Genomic DNA, 15,887 nt, shown 5'->3' with positions numbered 1-15,887 from the left:
TTGCGGACGCCATGTCAGCAAGTAATCTTGATATCAAGATAATTAAGTGTGTGCGCAACAGTGGAGGAGGGGTCATGGCATCCGTGAACTCATTCGGAGCACAAACCACCCTGAGCGTTGATTCTCAGGACTACACGATTTACTCGCTTGAAGCGGTCGACGGTCTCGACAAGCTTCCGTACTCACTGAAGGTTCTTGCGGAAAACCTGTTGCGCACCGAAGACGGCGTAAACATCACCGCCGAGCACATCAAAGCGCTTGCATCGTGGGATCCGGATGGCGAGCCTGACACCGAAATCCAATTCACCCCTGCGCGCGTCATCATGCAGGACTTCACCGGCGTTCCCTGCATCGTGGACCTCGCAACAATGCGCGAAGCAGTAGCTGACCTCGGTGGCGACCCGACTCTGATTAACCCACTGGCCCCCGCTGAAATGGTCATCGACCACTCCGTCCAGATTGACGTTGCCGGCACTTCGATCGCATTCGAACGCAATGTTGAACGTGAATACGAACGCAACCAGGAGCGCTACCAGTTCCTCCGCTGGGGTCAAGGGGCATTTGACAACTTCCGTGTTGTTCCTCCGTCAACCGGCATCGTTCACCAGGTCAACATCGAGCATCTCGCCCGCACGGTTTTCGTCAAAGATGAGGCCGACGGTTCGAAGATCGCCTACCCCGACACCTGCGTCGGCACTGACTCGCACACCACGATGGTCAACGGTCTCGGTGTGCTCGGCTGGGGCGTTGGTGGCATTGAAGCCGAAGCTGCCATGCTTGGCCAGCCCGTTTCGATGTTGATCCCGCGCGTTGTTGGCTTCAAGCTGAAGGGGGAAATCCCCGCTGGCGCAACCGCTACCGACGTCGTGCTCACGATTACGCAGATGCTGCGCGCACACGGAGTTGTCGGCAAGTTCGTCGAGTTCTACGGCGGCGGCGTGGGCGCAGTTCCGCTCGCTAACCGCGCAACGATCGGCAATATGTCGCCGGAGTTCGGCTCCACCGCCGCCATTTTCCCAATTGACGAGGTCACGCTTGACTACCTGCGTTTAACGGGTCGGAGCGAAGAATCGATTGCCCTCGTTGAGGCATACGCGAAGAAGCAGGGTCTCTGGCATGATCCTTCACGCGAGGTCCGCTATTCCGAATACCTTGAACTCGACCTGTCGACGGTTGTTCCTTCGATTGCAGGCCCGAAGCGCCCGCAGGACCGTATCGAGCTGTCGGACTCGAAGGAGATGTTCGAGAAGACGATCGGCATCTACGCGCCGGATGGTCCGCGTGAGGATGTTGAGCTGACGTTGGCCGATGGGACGAAGACTCGCCTGAATCACGGTGACGTGGCGATCGCGTCGATCACTTCGTGCACGAATACGTCGAACCCATCGGTCATGTTGGCTGCCGGTCTGCTGGCACGTAACGCTGTGAAGCGTGGTCTGAGATCAAAGCCGTGGGTGAAGACTTCTCTGGCGCCCGGTTCCAAGGTTGTCACCGACTACTATGAGAAGGCAGGCCTCTGGGACGACCTCAATGCTCTGGGATTCAACCTGGTTGGCTATGGGTGCGCCACCTGTATCGGTAACTCTGGCCCGCTGACTCCCGAGGTTTCTGCAGCGGTGAACGACAACGACCTCGCTGTCGTGTCGGTTCTGTCGGGCAACCGTAACTTCGAAGGTCGCATCAACCCCGACGTGAAGATGAATTACCTGGCGTCCCCCCCACTTGTCATCGCCTACGCGTTGGCTGGCACGATGGACTTCGACTTCGAGAATGATCCGCTGGGAATCGACCCCGCAGATGGTTCGGAAGTGTATCTGCGTGATATCTGGCCGGACGCCGATGAAGTACAGAAGACAACCGACGCGTCGATCGACCGCTCCATGTTCGAAAACGGCTACGCGGATGTCTTCGCTGGCGATGAACGCTGGCGCTCTCTGAACACCCCCGAAGGCCATGTATTCGCATGGAACGGAGAATCCACCTACGTGCGTAAGCCCCCGTATTTCGAGGGCATGGGCTTGGAGCCTGCTCCAGTCTCGGATATCGAAGGTGCTCGCGTTCTGCTGAAGCTCGGCGACTCGGTGACAACCGACCACATTTCGCCGGCTGGCGCTTTCAAGCCGGAAACCCCCGCGGGGCAGTACCTGATGAGCCACGGAGTCGAGCGCAAGGACTTCAACTCCTACGGTTCTCGCCGAGGCAACCATGAGGTCATGATCCGCGGTACGTTCGCGAATATCCGTATTCGTAACGAGATGCTTCCCGGTGTTGAAGGCGGTTTCACGAAGAACTTTGCTCACCCGGGTGCACCGGTTTCAACCGTGTATGACGCCAGCGTCGACTATCTTGCCCAGGGCACCCCCCTCGTTGTCCTCGGTGGCAAGGAATACGGTTCCGGTTCGTCTCGTGACTGGGCAGCAAAGGGAACCTCCTTGCTCGGCGTGAAGGCCGTGATTGCTGAATCCTTTGAACGCATTCATCGCTCGAACCTGATCGGCATGGGTGTCTTGCCCTTGCAGTTCCCCGAAGGGCAGACGCGTGACTCGCTGGGATTGACCGGTGATGAGGTCTTCTCAATCCACGGTGTCACCGCTTTGAATGAGGGCATAACCCCGCAGGCTCTGACGGTCGAGGCTCTACGCGAAGACGGTACCTCCGTTACCTTCGATGCGCGCCTGCGTATCGATACGCCCGGTGAGGCTGACTACTATCGACACGGTGGCATCCTGCAGTACGTTTTGCGGGGCCTCGCTCAGCGTGACTAAAAACGCGCGCGGTAAGACGAGTGGGGAGGCACGGTGCGCTACCAAGTTGGTAGTCGCCTTCAAGATTTTGCGAGTGAATTATTCACAAGGCCAGGATGCCGCGTACCACGCTGCACCGACGATGCCGGCGGTATTACGAAGCTCAGCCGGGACCATCTTCGTCTTCAGATCAAGCAACGGCATGAACTTCGCGTGGTTCTTCGACACGCCACCGCCGACCACGAACAGGTCGGGGCTGAACAACATTTCAACGTGGCTGTAGTACTTCTGAAGGCGCTTCGCCCACTTCTTCCACGACAGATCCTGAAGTGTCTTCTGACCGGACGAGGCGCGGGTCTCGGCGTCGTGGCCGTCGATCTCAAGGTGGCCGAGCTCAGAGTTGGGGACGAGCTTGCCGTCCATGATCAGAGCCGAACCGATTCCTGTACCGAGCGTCGTGACAATGACCAGACCCGGGACATCCTTCGCAGCACCGTAAACGACCTCTGCCAGACCAGCAGCATCAGCGTCGTTGAGTGGAACAACCTTGCGACCAAGGTGCTTTTCCATCAGGTCAATGACATTCACACCAACCCACGAATCATCCAGATTCGCCATAAAAGGAATAACGCCGTGAATCACTGGAGCTGGGAAGGTAATTCCGACAGGAATATCGGAGGCAACCTCAAGACCTTCAAGAAGCTGACGACAAACATCAGCAACTGCATCGGGGGTTGCAGGCTTGGGCGTTTCAATGCGAATACGTTCGCCGATGAACTCACCAGTCTCCAGGTCGACCAGCGCTGCTTTCACGCCAGATCCACCAATATCGATTCCACATCCAACGGTCGTCATTGTGCGAATGATCCCTTCCGAAACATCATTGTTCGACTCAGTCGCTATCGTATCGTAGCGCCGAGCAACAAGGTCGCGCGAACAGTTACGTCCGCGCGACCTCGTCGATCAGCAAAAATGTGCCAGCCTCAGACTCACGGAAGAGTCAAAATCTCCGCACCGTCTTCGGTGACAACGAGGGTGTGCTCAAACTGAGCAGTACGTGAACGGTCAGCGGTCACAACGGTCCAGTCATCGTCCCACTGCTCCCAATCAATGCCACCAAGGGTCAACATCGGCTCGATCGTGAAGACCATACCGGGCTCCATCATCGTCGAATACGCGGGTGCAGCATCGTAGTGAGGAACAATCAGACCGGAGTGGAAGGCCTCGCCCACACCGTGCCCCGTGTAATCGCGGATCACGCCGTAGTCGAAACGCTTCGCATAACGTTCAATGACACGACCGATCACGTTGATTTCACGACCCGGACCAACAGCCTTAATGCCACGCATCATCGCTTCATGCGTGCGTTCAATCAGAAGGTGCGATTCCTCGTCGACCTTGCCAACCTCGAACATCGCGCAGGTATCACCGTGAACACCATCAACATAGGCGGTGATATCAACGTTCACGATGTCGCCTTCTTCCAACGGGCGATCGTCGGGAATGCCGTGGCAGATGACCTCGTTGATCGACGTGCACAGAGACTTCGGGAAACCCATGTACCCCAAGCATGACGGGTAGGCATTGTTGTCAATGAGGAACTCGTGGCCAATACGGTCGAGTTCGTCGGTCGTCACGCCCGGTGCGACGCTCTTGCCTACAGCCTCCAGAGCCTGAGCAGCAATACGACCCGCGTGACGAATACGCTCGATCGTCGACACGTCCTTAATATCCGACGCAGTCACGCGCTCCGGACCCTCATGGAACATGTATTCAGGACGATCAATATGAGACGGGACTAAACGAACAGGGGAGATAGTTCCCGGTTTCAAGGTTCCAAGTGGCGCACGCTTGGCTAAATCAGATACATGAGTCATACCTTTAAGACTAGTCCTTTCGCGCACCTCGGGCAGATGGCCAGGCGACGAGGCTCCTTTATGACTGCTGACTGTGCAGACAACGAAGATAGGAACCCAGCGTGAGTGACCCCATGTGGACGACAAGGCGGTATCTTGCAGGCTCGGACTATCATGGCAGGGCATATAGTGCGTTCAAAACGAGACCTAATTGGAGGAAACAGGACATGGCCCAGGAAGCCCCTGACCTCAATCCACTGGATAGCGCAGCCGTCGACGCCCTCGTCACAGCTGCACTTTCAGATATTGAAGCCGCATCTTCACTCGAAGAACTCAAGGCCACAAAGCAAGCGATCCTTGGCGACAACGCCCCGCTGGTCGCAGCCAACCGCATCATCGGTTCCCTCAAACCCGCAGATCGTGGCACTGCAGGTAAGAATCTCGGTGGTGCTCGCGGCCAGATTTCGAAGGCTCTCGCCGTCCGTCAAGAGGTGCTTGAAGCTGAGAACGAGGCACGTGTTCTTCGCGAAGAATCCGTCGATGTGACTGCCGGTGGGCATCGCACGGTGACGGGTGCGCGTCACCCGATCGAGACTCTGATTGAAGAGATCGAAGATGTGTTTACATCCATGGGCTGGGCTATCGCTGAAGGCCCCGAAGTTGAACACGAATGGTTTAACTTCGACTCCCTGAACTTCGACATCGACCACCCGGCTCGTCAGATGCAGGACACGTTCTACGTTGACGGCACTTCTGCTGGTGGCCAGAACGCCGATGATGGGCACCTTGTGATGCGTACTCACACGTCGCCGGTGCAGTCGCGTGCCATGCTTGACCGCGGTGTCCCTCTGTACGTCGCATGCCCGGGCAAGGTGTTCCGTTCTGACGCTCTCGACGCGACGCACACCCCGGTTTTTCACCAGGTCGAAGGTTTGGCCGTTGATAAGGGCCTGACCATGGCGCACCTGAAGGGCGTGCTCAATCACTTTGCTCAGGCAATGTTTGGTCCTGAAGCGAAGGCGCGCCTGCGCCCGTCGTTTTTTCCTTTCACTGAGCCCAGTGCCGAACTTGATATTTGGTTCCCACAGAAGAAGGGCGGCGCCGGCTGGATTGAAGTCGGTGGTTGCGGCATGGTGAACCCCAACGTTCTCAGAGCAAACGGAATCGATCCGGAGGTCTACACCGGTTTCGCATTCGGTATGGGTATTGAACGCACCCTCATGCTCCGGCACGGAATTGCTGACATGCACGACATCGTTGAAGGCGACGTTCGTTTCAGCCAGCAGTTCGGTTTGATTGGAAAGGGACACTGACATGCCAATGGTTCCGATTTCTTGGCTCGCCGATCACGTCGAGGTCCCTGCTGATCTTGATGCCGCGCAGCTCGCAGCAGCGCTGGTGAAGGTTGGTCTGGAAGAAGAAGCAATCCACCCCGCAAAGGTCACCGGTCCGCTGGTTGTTGGCAAGGTTCTGACCCTGGTGAAGGAAACTGCCTCCAACGGCAAGACTGTCAATTACTGTCGCGTCGACGTTGGTCAGTACAACGACCAGCCGGGTGCCGGTAAGGAACCTTCGGATCTGCCAAGCCGTGGCATCATTTGCGGTGCTCACAACTTCGTTGAGGGTGACCTCGTTGTTGTTTCCCTGCCCGGTGCAGTTCTTCCCGGCGATTTCGCGATTGCAGCGCGTAAGACCTACGGTCACATTTCCGATGGCATGATTTGCTCTGCCCGTGAACTGGGACTGGGTAACGATCACGATGGCATCATCGTGTTGCCGAAGTATTTCCCAGACCGTGAGATCCCTGCTCCGGGTTCTGATCTGCTCGGTTTCCTTGGCTTGGGCGAAGAGACTCTTGAGATCAACGTGACCCCCGACCGCGGTTACTGCTTCTCAATGCGCGGTGTCGCACGCGAATTCGCGCACTCGACGGGTGCGAAGTTCACGGATCCCGGTCTGGTTGGAAACCGTGTTGCTTCGGTGCCCGAGGCAACCGCTGACGGATTCGAGGTGCGTATCGCAGACGACGCGCCGATCCACGGTAAGCCCGGTGCGGACCGTTTTGTCACCCGCATTGTTCGTGGCGTGAACCCTTCGGCTCCCAGCCCGCGTTGGATGGTCGAGCGTCTCGAAGCAGCAGGAATGCGTAGCCTCTCCTTGGCTGTTGACATCACCAACTACGTGATGCTCGACCTTGGGCAGCCAATGCACGCCTACGACCTGAATGCTCTTGAAGCTCCGATCGTTGTCCGTCGCGCACGCGCCGGTGAGCGTCTGACAACGCTGGATGAGGTCGATCGGCAACTGGATCCGCAAGACCTGCTGATCACAGATTCTCCGAACGGTGAAGGATCACGCATCATCGGCATGGCCGGTGTTATGGGTGGTCAGTATTCAGAGGTCGAGCATTCCACGACGGATATCCTCCTCGAAGCCGCTCACTTTGATGCGGTGTCGGTCGCCCGTACCGCACGTCGTCACCACCTGCCGTCTGAAGCGTCGAAGCGCTTCGAACGTGGCACTGATCCCCAGCTTGCTCCTGTCGCAGCTCAACGAGCTGTTGACCTGCTGGTTGAGTACGGCGGGGGAACGGCAGATGCAGCAGTGTCCGACTTCAACGAAGTCGCGCCGGCCTCGTCAATTCGTTTCCCGTACACCGATGCCGCCCGCTTGATCGGCGTCGATTACTCGAAGGAACGCGTTGAGGAGCTTCTCACTGAAATTGGTTGCACGCTCGACGAAATCGAAGACGGAATCTTCGACGTGACCGTTCCGACGTGGCGTCCCGACCTGACTGGTTCTGCCCACCTGGTTGAGGAAATTGCACGTCTTGACGGTTTCGACACTATTCCGTCGATTCTGCCGTCGGCTCCTGCCGGTGCTGGTTTGACTGATGCGCAGCAGGCGCGTCGTCACGTTTCTGCGTCGCTTGCAGCTTCTGGTTTGGTTGAGGTTCTCAGCTATCCGTTCGTTTCGGATTCCTTCGATCGTCAGCGTCTCGCTCAGGGCGATGAACGTCGTCAGGCTCTGAAGCTTCGTAACCCGCTTGCGGATGATGCACCCCTGTTGCGCACCTCGATCATTGATACCTTGCTTGACGCTGCCGGACGCAACGTTGCACGCGGTAGCGACCGCGTGGCGCTGTTTGAAACCGGACTTGTTGTTCGCCCTGCAGGCACAGTTCCTGCCGATCTTCTGAGCGCTGAACAGCGCCCGACTGATGAGGAACTTGCTGGACTGCGTGCTGGCACTCCTGCTCAGCCGTGGCATGTGGGTGTTGTCCTTGCCGGTCGTGCCTCGGCTTCGCCGGTTGTCGAGCCTGCTCGCATGTTCGCATGGTCGGATGCTCTTGAGATGGTCGAGAATATTGCGTCTCTTCTGGGCGTTCGCATTGAGGTCACTCGCGCGTGGGATGCCGACTACAAGAAAGTGCCCGGTCCACTGATGCCTGAACCTGCATCGGATCCGGCTGATGTTGCTCCGTGGCATCCGGGTCGTGTTGCTCGCGTATTCGTCCGCCGTGGTCGCGATTTGATTGATATCGCGATGGCTGGCGAACTTCACCCCGGCGTGTGCAAGTCGTTTGGCTTGCCGGCCCGTTCGTGCGCCGCAGAGATTGATCTGTCTGCTCTGATTGAGGCGATGAGCGGTGAGCCGACGCAGGTGAAGCCTGTCTCGACTTACCCGATTGCGAAGGAAGACATCGCTCTTGTTGTGTCGAAGTCGATCCCTGTTGCTCGCGTCGAGCAGGTTGTTCGTCAGAGCGGGGGAGCGTTGCTTGAAGAAGTGACCCTGTTCGACATTTTCGAATCCGAGACACTTGGCGCTGACGTTCGCTCGCTGGCGTTCGCTCTGAAGTTGCGTGCGCCGGATCGCACGCTGAGTGCCGACGAAGTTCGTGAGGTTCGCGAAAGTGTCGTCGCGAAGGCGGGCAAGGTGCTGGGAGCACAGTTGCGCTCTTAGTTAACGAGGCTCCTGACGGGCCACGATGACCGATAGAACAGCCGGGCTGGAGTCCGCGCCTTGTGTATCTTGACTCAGTACGAGATGTCAGCGCGACTCCAGCCCGGCTTTCTGCCACACTTATAGCTATGCATATCCTTGTCACTGCTTCTTCAAAGCATGGTTCAACGAACGAAGTTGCCGACGCGATTGCGAGGCGACTCGAAGATGCCGGTCACACGGCTGATCGCATCGCGCCGGAGGATGTTACTTCTGTTGACGCTTATGACGCTGTGATTTGCGGTTCGGCTGTTTATATCCTGCAGTGGATGGATGGAGCGCACGATTTCATGGATCGTTTTAGCGCCCAGCTTGAAAACAAGCCCGTGTGGGCATTCTCAGTTGGTATGAATGGTGTTCCGAAGCATGCCCCTCAGGATCCGACTCGTATCGGTCCGCTTCTGACTCGCGTCAGTGCTATTGATCTTCATTCTTTTGCTGGTCGCTACACCCCATCGTTGCTTTCGTTGCGTGAACGCTCAGTTGCACGTCTTGCCGGTGTTGTGGAAGGCGATTTCCGCGACTGGGATGAGATCAACGAGTGGACTGATTCGATTCTGAAGGATCTCGAACAGCGCTGATTTTGGGTGCCTCGCGCCATTGTGCAATTTATACATAGTTACGTATAATCATGCATATGGGAGATCGAAGCACACAAACGCCCGCTGCGCGACGTGAAGCAATTCGTTCAATTCTTGCTAGCGGATCAATCGGTTCGCAAAAGGATCTTCGCGATCTGTTGCGTGAGCAAGGTATTGACGTTACTCAGGCAACTCTGTCGCGTGACCTTGTCGATATGCGTGCGACAAAGATTCGTGTGGCTGACGGCACTCGCATCTACTCCGTTCCCGATATTGACGGGGGAGCAACCCACGAAGGCGAAGCTGGACACGAACGCTTGCAGAAATGGTGCCAGTCGATCCTCGTTACCTCAATCCTTGTTGACCATCAGCTGGTGCTCAGGACAACGGTTGGAGCAGCCAATCTCTTGGCCTCAGCTATCGATGCTGTTCGTCTTGATGCGGTTGCGGGAACAATCGCGGGCGATGACACAATCCTTGTGATTTGTCGATCTTCTGAAGATGCGCAGCAGACCCAATCGTATCTGATGGATCTTGCTGAGCCCGGATCTTCCGCTCACTGAGCCCACACTTTTCTTATTCACTCCACTCTCACACTTTCATCGGAGAAGGAATACAACATGGCAGAGCACAAGGACCGCGTTGTCCTCGCATACTCGGGTGGTTTGGACACCTCCGTTGCTATTGGTTGGATCGGCGAACAGACCGGTCGCGAGGTCGTTGCGGTTGCAGTTGACGTGGGGCAGGGTGGCGAAGACCTCGAGGTCATCCGCCAGCGCGCGCTCGACTGCGGTGCGGTGGAAGCCTACGTTGCAGATGCTCGCGACGAGTTCGCCAACGAATACTGCATGCCGGCACTGAAGGCGAATGCCCTCTATGAAGGTAAGTACCCGCTGGTTTCAGCTCTGTCCCGTCCCGTGATCGCCAAGCACCTGGTGAAAGCTGCGCGCGAATTTGGCGCACACACTGTTGCTCACGGTTGCACCGGCAAGGGGAACGACCAGGTACGTTTCGAGGTTTCGATTACGTCGATGGCCCCCGACATGGACTGCATCTCGCCGGTTCGTGACCTTGCGCTGACGCGTGACGTTGCTATCGAATACGCCGAGAAGCACCACCTGCCGATCGAAACGACGAAGCATAACCCGTTCTCGATCGACCAGAACGTGTGGGGTCGAGCAATCGAAACTGGCTTCCTTGAAGACCTGTGGAACGCGCCGACCAAGGACGTCTACGTTTACACCGATGATCCGACTTACCCGCCGCTTCCGGATGAGGTCGTCATTTCCTTCGAAAAGGGCATCCCGGTAGCCATTGACGGTCGCGCAGTCACCCCGCTTGAAGCAATCCAAGAGCTGAACCGCCGTGCAGGCGCTCAAGGCATCGGTCGTATTGACATGGTCGAAGATCGTCTGGTTGGCATCAAGTCACGTGAGATTTACGAGGCTCCCGGTGCTCTCGCTTTGATCGAAGCACACCAGGGGTTGGAATCCATCACCCTCGAACGCATGCAGCGCCGCTACAAGCGTGGTCTTGAGCAGATGTGGGGTGAATTGGTCTATGAAGCCCAGTGGTACTCACCGTTGAAGAAGTCCATGGATGCGTTCATTGAAGATACTCAGCAGTATGTGACCGGTGATATTCGTATGGTCCTGCACGGTGGCCGTGCAACTGTGAATGGACGGAGTTCCGAGGCTTCACTGTATGACTTCAACCTGGCAACCTACGAGACTGGCGATAGCTTCGATCAGTCTTCGTCGCGTGGATTCATTGATATCTACGGTCTGCAGTCGAAGCTTGCGGCTGCTCGTGACGTCCGTCTGGGTAACTCGCAGGGATACTGAGCAGACGTTCGTTTGGTCAAACAAACACTGATATGCACGTGTGCCCAAGGCTGATTTCCTTGGGCACACGTGTTTTCTTTATCTAAGTGTGCCCAATGGACACCGGGGCGTGGCACGTTCTTTCGCTAGAGTGGTCACGATGAAAGAATCGGTTGAGTTTCTACGCAGGTATGGGGCGAAGACGACGCCTGAGCGTCGAGCCTTAGATATCGTCACCATTGCAATCTTCTTTCTAGGCTTCGCAGGCCAAGGCGTACGTAATATCGTTGGCTTCTACGGGTCTTCGGTTGTCATGGTGGCATTATTTGTTGCTTTGGCGTATCTGATGCATCTCAATCAGATTCGTTTCACACGGGTTGCGTATCCACTTGCCACACTGCTGTTCGTCATGTGGTGCGCTTTATCGGTCGCATGGTCGCAATATCCGCATTATTCTGCGATGTTTGCCGTCGTGACAATCGGCGTGTCTCTTACAGGTTTGGCGATTTCTGCCTGTTACACGTTTACGGAAACAGCGAATCTTCTCATCGTTTCGTTCAAGGTCATTCTGATTGTTTCCTACGCTCTTGAGCTGTTCACCGCTCTTATCTGGAAACAGCGCTTGGCTCCGATTCCAATGATCCGCGCTGGGGAATCCGTGCCCGATATGTCCTATTGGGTTTATGGAGATCTTTTTAATGGTGGCCCTATTCAAGGCTTCCCCGGTAATCGGAATCCGCTTGCGTTTATTGCGTTGCTGTTGATTCTCTGTTTGCTTGTCAAATGGATGTCAACGTATAAAAACACGACGTCAACGATTATCTGGCTGATCATTTCGATTGTGACAATTGCTCTGACGCGTTCAGGAACGGTCACCGTCGCGGTCATCATCTGTATGGCGATCGCAATGTCCTTCGGTTTGGTGAAGTCGGTGACGCGTCCTCATCGTCCCGCCCTGATTTCTTTGATCGTCTCGCTGACTTTGACAGGAGCGGTGATCGCACTGTTTAACCGTTTGGCGATCACTGATTTCCTTGGTCGTTCCCCGGATTTTTCAGGTCGTGGTGACATCTGGAAGGCGCTTCTCCCCATGTGGAGCCAACATCCGATTCTCGGATGGGGCTTCACCATTGGCTATCAAGGTGATGTGCCTGTTTTTTCGAATTTCATTCGTCGCGGTGATGGAACTCCGACAACTCAGGCTCACAACTCGTTTATCGAGGCCCTTTTCCAGACAGGCATTATCGGAGTCTCAATTCTGAGCGTCGCCGTTGCGACAGTATTCTTTGGCACGTTCATTTACGCTGTGCGCCATATCGATGAATCCCGCAGGGTTGTAATGCCAGCAATGATTGCTTCAGCATTGATTATTCAGTCGACGGTTGAATCCCGTCTTTTGTTTGAAGGCAACTGGATTCTTTTTGTCATCTTGGCAGCGTGGGTGGCGAAAAAACAACCTTTTGCTTCACTGTTTGCAAAATATGGTCCCTTTAAACGTCTCGCGAATTGGAGTTTGTCGCGAGGGCAAGGAATGATGAACCCGTGACTTCGCAAGAGACAACAACACCGACTGCTTTGTGGGGTGGCCGTTTTTCCGGTGGTCCTGCGCAGGCGCTCGCAGCCCTTTCAGTTTCTACCCATTTCGATTGGCGTCTCGCGCATGTGGACATTGCTGGTTCTCATGCCCACGCTGACGCGCTGTACGAGGCTGGCCTCTTAAGCGCTGATGAAATCGACGCGATGCATGCCGCGTTGGCGCAATTGGATGCCGATGTTGCGTCGGGTGCGTTTGTTCCATCGCCGGACGATGAGGATGTCCATACGGCACTCGAGCGTGGTTTGCTTGAGCGCGCGGGTAGTGAGCTTGGCGGAAAGTTGCGTGCGGGGCGTTCGCGTAATGATCAGATTGCAACACTGATTCGCATGTACCTGCGTGACGAGACGCGCCATATTGCGAGCCGCGTCCTGGATGTTGTGGACGCGATTTTGTCGCAGGCTGCACGTGCTGGTGACGCTGTTATGCCGGGGCGTACTCATATGCAACACGCACAACCCGTTTTGGTGGCGCATCATCTGATGGCACACGCATGGCCTCTGATTCGCGACGTTGAACGTTTTGCCGATTGGGATAAGCGTGCCGCGATTTCTCCCTATGGCTCGGGCGCTCTGGCAGGTAATACTCTCGGCATGGATCCGCAGGCTGTTGCTCGTCAGCTCGGCTTTGATGATTCGGTGGATAATTCGATCGATGGAACCGCGTCGCGTGACATCGTTGCAGAGTGCTCTTTTATCCTTGCGATGATCGGCGTTGATATCTCTCGCCTCAGCGAAGAAATCATCATGTGGAACACCAAGGAATTCGACTACGTGACTCTTGATGATTCCTTCTCAACAGGATCATCGATCATGCCTCAGAAGAAGAATCCCGATGTGGCTGAACTCGCTCGCGGTAAAGCCGGTCGCCTGATCGGTGATCTGATGAGCCTATTGACGGTGCTCAAGGGCATCCCGCTGGCATACGATCGCGATCTTCAAGAAGACAAAGAACCTGTCTTCGATCAGCTGGATACGCTCGATGTTTTGCTGCCCGCTGTTTCGGGAATGGTTGAAACGATGACCCTTAACTTGGAGCGCATGGCGGAGCTCGCACCTCAGGGATTCTCGCTTGCCACGGACATTGCAGAGTGGCTTGTGCGTAGGGGAGTACCTTTCCGTAGCGCGCACGAAATCTCTGGAGCTTGCGTCAAGATGGCAGAGCGACGTGGCGTCGAGCTTGCTGATCTCAGCGATGAAGAATTGACCTCGGCCTCGTCGCTTCTGACCCCGGATGTCCGCGAAGTCCTGAACGTCGCAGGATCTGTATCCGCGCGACTGGGGAAAGGGGGAACTGCTCCTGTTCGCGTTGAGGAACAACGACAAGCACTTGCTGTCCGTATTGCTGGATGCCGTGAGTGGGCGTCCACCCCAACCCGCTAAGATAGCCTCGGCTACTTCGAGCCGAAATGGAAGGAATTTAAAGTGACCGACATTCTGGATGACCTCCAGTGGAGGGGTCTCATCGCCCAGCACACCGACATTGATGCTCTTCGCGAGCACCTGAACGCCGGGCCGGTCACCTTTTATTGTGGCTTCGACCCGACCGCAGCTTCTCTGCACCACGGACACCTTGTTCAAATTCTTCTGATGCGTCACCTGCAGCTGGCTGGTCATAAGCCACTCGCACTTGTTGGTGGGGCAACCGGTCAGATTGGCGATCCGCGTCAATCGGGGGAGCGTCAGCTACAGCCGACCGAGGTCGTTCGCGGTTGGGCAGACAATCTGCGCAACCAGATCTCGCGTTTTCTCGATTTTGAAGGACCGGCCGCGGCGACGATGGTGAACAACCTCGACTGGACTGAGGAACTGAGCGCCATTGATCTGCTCCGCGGTATCGGTAAGTACTTCCGCGTTGGCACGATGCTCGGTAAGGACATTGTTGCGCGTCGTCTGGCATCGGATGAGGGCATTTCCTACACGGAGTTCTCCTATCAGATCCTGCAGGCGAACGATTTCCTTGAACTGCATCGTCGTTACGGTGCCACTCTTGAGACCGGCGGTAACGATCAGTGGGGCAATATGATCGGTGGCGTTGATCTGATTCGTAAGGTTGACGGCGAGGTGTCGCACGTGCTGACGACTCCGATTATTACGAAGGCTGATGGTACGAAATTCGGTAAGTCCGAGGGCGGTGCGATTTGGCTCGATCCGACGATGATGAGCCCGTACGCCTTCTACCAGTTCTGGCTGCAGGTTGAGGACGCCGATGTTGTTCGCTTCCTGAAGATCTTCACCTTCCTTGACCGTGCTCGCATAGAAGAGCTTGAGGTTGAGGTTGCAGAGCGTCCTCATGCGCGCGCAGCCCAGAAGGCCCTGGCGGCTGAGGTGACGAAGCTTGTTCACGGTGAAGAAGAGTTTGAGCGTGTTCTTGGCGCAACCAACGCCCTTTGGGGTGGTGGAGATCTGCGCGCAATCGATGCGGATACCTTGGCTTCTGCTACGTCGGATCTTCCTCGCGCAACTGTGAAGCTCGGTGAGGCAACGATGGTTGACGCGTTGGTTGAAACCGGTTTGGAAAAGGGACGAGGCGCCGCACGTCGCACGATTGCTTCCGGTGGCGCGTACCTGAACAACGTCAAGTTTGAGGACGCGGAAGCTGTGTTCACGGCTGACGACGTTCTGGCTGGTCATCGACTGCTGATCCGTAAGGGGCGTCGCAACCTTGCTGTCATCGAATTCGACGACTGAAGCGTCCGTATGGGAATCGCAGTGATTTCCTGATTGGACTCACCTGCGGGGCGGAAACACTACGTTTCCGCCCCGCAGTGCGTTTCTAACAGGTCATTGCATCTCGATATTGGTGCTGTGCTGCGTGGTGTTCTTAGATGTATTGGTCGCCGTGTACGTACGCAATCGCATGTATGTGGCGACGTGTAGGCGCCGTGTGACAGTCGGCGTTTGCTACGGAGATCTGAGTCGCAATCACGGTCTAGTTTTGTGGTCTGTAAAACGCTGACAGATCACAATTTTAGTGTTTCCTTGCTGCTCAGAGCCACTTTTCGGCGAAATACTGCGAATCTGCTGGTGTGCAAGAGGTAGGAATTGAAGCTTGCGCTGATTTGACGGTGTGGTGGGGGGTGGGTATTGTTTCTGTTGTTGCGCCGAGTGGTTGCAAGCTTTTGGGCCTGTTTGTGGTTTTGGGTTTGTGATTGTGGCGTGGTTGCTTCCTCCCCTTTTTTGATGGTTGCGGTTTTTTGTGGCTGTTTTGGGGTGTGTGGGTGTTGTTTGTGAACTCGATAGTGTGTTTGTTTTTATGCCTGTTTTTTGTTTTTGAGTTTGTTTTTA

Annotated in this window: 12 protein-coding genes; 9 read left to right on the top strand and 3 right to left on the bottom strand. The window is 55.9% G+C overall.

All coding sequences use genetic code 11. The features are described 5' to 3' along the window. Positions 1–74 precede the first annotated feature (74 nt). Positions 75–2,765: an aconitate hydratase AcnA gene (gene acnA, locus QP381_RS02960; protein WP_285067761.1), complete on the top strand. Its 2,691-nt coding sequence runs from the start codon at positions 75–77 to the stop codon at positions 2,763–2,765. Positions 2,766–2,843: 78 nt separating this feature from the next. Here acnA and ppgK read toward each other — a convergent pair whose 3' ends face one another. Both ppgK and map read right to left on the bottom strand, forming a co-directional pair. Next, on the bottom strand, positions 2,844–3,599 hold the full coding sequence (gene ppgK / locus QP381_RS02955) for a polyphosphate--glucose phosphotransferase (RefSeq protein ID WP_006681564.1): 756 nt from the start codon (positions 3,597–3,599) through the stop codon (positions 2,844–2,846). A gap of 134 nt (positions 3,600–3,733) precedes the next feature. Beyond that, on the bottom strand, positions 3,734–4,621 hold the full coding sequence (map, locus tag QP381_RS02950) for a type I methionyl aminopeptidase (RefSeq protein WP_006681563.1): 888 nt from the start codon (positions 4,619–4,621) through the stop codon (positions 3,734–3,736). 206 nt (positions 4,622–4,827) lie between these two features. On the opposite strand from map, the gene pheS reads away from it, so the two are divergent. The 8 genes from pheS (at position 4,828) to tyrS (ending at position 15,290) form a co-directional block, all read left to right on the top strand. Next, on the top strand, positions 4,828–5,913 hold the full coding sequence (gene pheS / locus QP381_RS02945) for a phenylalanine--tRNA ligase subunit alpha (protein WP_006681562.1): 1,086 nt from the start codon (positions 4,828–4,830) through the stop codon (positions 5,911–5,913). A 1-nt stretch (position 5,914) separates the two neighbouring features. Then, a complete protein-coding gene (gene pheT / locus QP381_RS02940) occupies positions 5,915–8,563 on the top strand; it encodes a phenylalanine--tRNA ligase subunit beta (protein WP_285067759.1) in 2,649 nt (882 codons plus the stop codon). 128 nt (positions 8,564–8,691) lie between these two features. Further along, positions 8,692–9,183, top strand: coding sequence for a flavodoxin domain-containing protein (locus QP381_RS02935; RefSeq protein WP_103633645.1), 492 nt, complete (start codon positions 8,692–8,694; stop codon positions 9,181–9,183). Positions 9,184–9,233: 50 nt separating this feature from the next. Continuing rightward, a complete protein-coding gene (locus QP381_RS02930; protein ID WP_006681559.1) occupies positions 9,234–9,746 on the top strand; it encodes an arginine repressor in 513 nt (170 codons plus the stop codon). 57 nt (positions 9,747–9,803) lie between these two features. Next, complete coding sequence (locus tag QP381_RS02925; protein ID WP_006681558.1) at positions 9,804–11,027, top strand: argininosuccinate synthase; 1,224 nt, start codon at positions 9,804–9,806, stop codon at positions 11,025–11,027. A 139-nt stretch (positions 11,028–11,166) separates the two neighbouring features. Next, positions 11,167–12,552, top strand: coding sequence for an O-antigen ligase family protein (locus QP381_RS02920; RefSeq protein WP_285067758.1), 1,386 nt, complete (start codon positions 11,167–11,169; stop codon positions 12,550–12,552). Then, the gene (argH, locus tag QP381_RS02915) at positions 12,549–13,982 is read left to right on the top strand and encodes an argininosuccinate lyase (protein ID WP_006681556.1); all 1,434 of its coding nucleotides are present in this window, start codon (positions 12,549–12,551) and stop codon (positions 13,980–13,982) included. The genes QP381_RS02920 and argH overlap by 4 nt, the downstream gene beginning before the upstream one ends. 42 nt (positions 13,983–14,024) lie before the next feature. Beyond that, the gene (tyrS, locus tag QP381_RS02910; RefSeq protein ID WP_006681555.1) at positions 14,025–15,290 is read left to right on the top strand and encodes a tyrosine--tRNA ligase; all 1,266 of its coding nucleotides are present in this window, start codon (positions 14,025–14,027) and stop codon (positions 15,288–15,290) included. A gap of 298 nt (positions 15,291–15,588) precedes the next feature. On the opposite strand, the gene QP381_RS02905 is transcribed toward tyrS, so the two are convergent. Continuing rightward, a partial coding sequence (locus QP381_RS02905; RefSeq protein WP_285067756.1) for a hypothetical protein occupies positions 15,589–15,887 on the bottom strand: 299 nt, incomplete at its 5' end.

Source organism: Pauljensenia sp. UMB6358, assembly GCF_030216865.1.
In the GTDB taxonomy this organism is placed as follows: Bacteria; Actinomycetota; Actinomycetes; order Actinomycetales; family Actinomycetaceae; genus Pauljensenia; species Pauljensenia turicensis_A.
The sequence above is the reverse complement of the archived record's forward strand: the minus strand, read 5'-3'. Positions and strand labels throughout refer to the sequence as shown.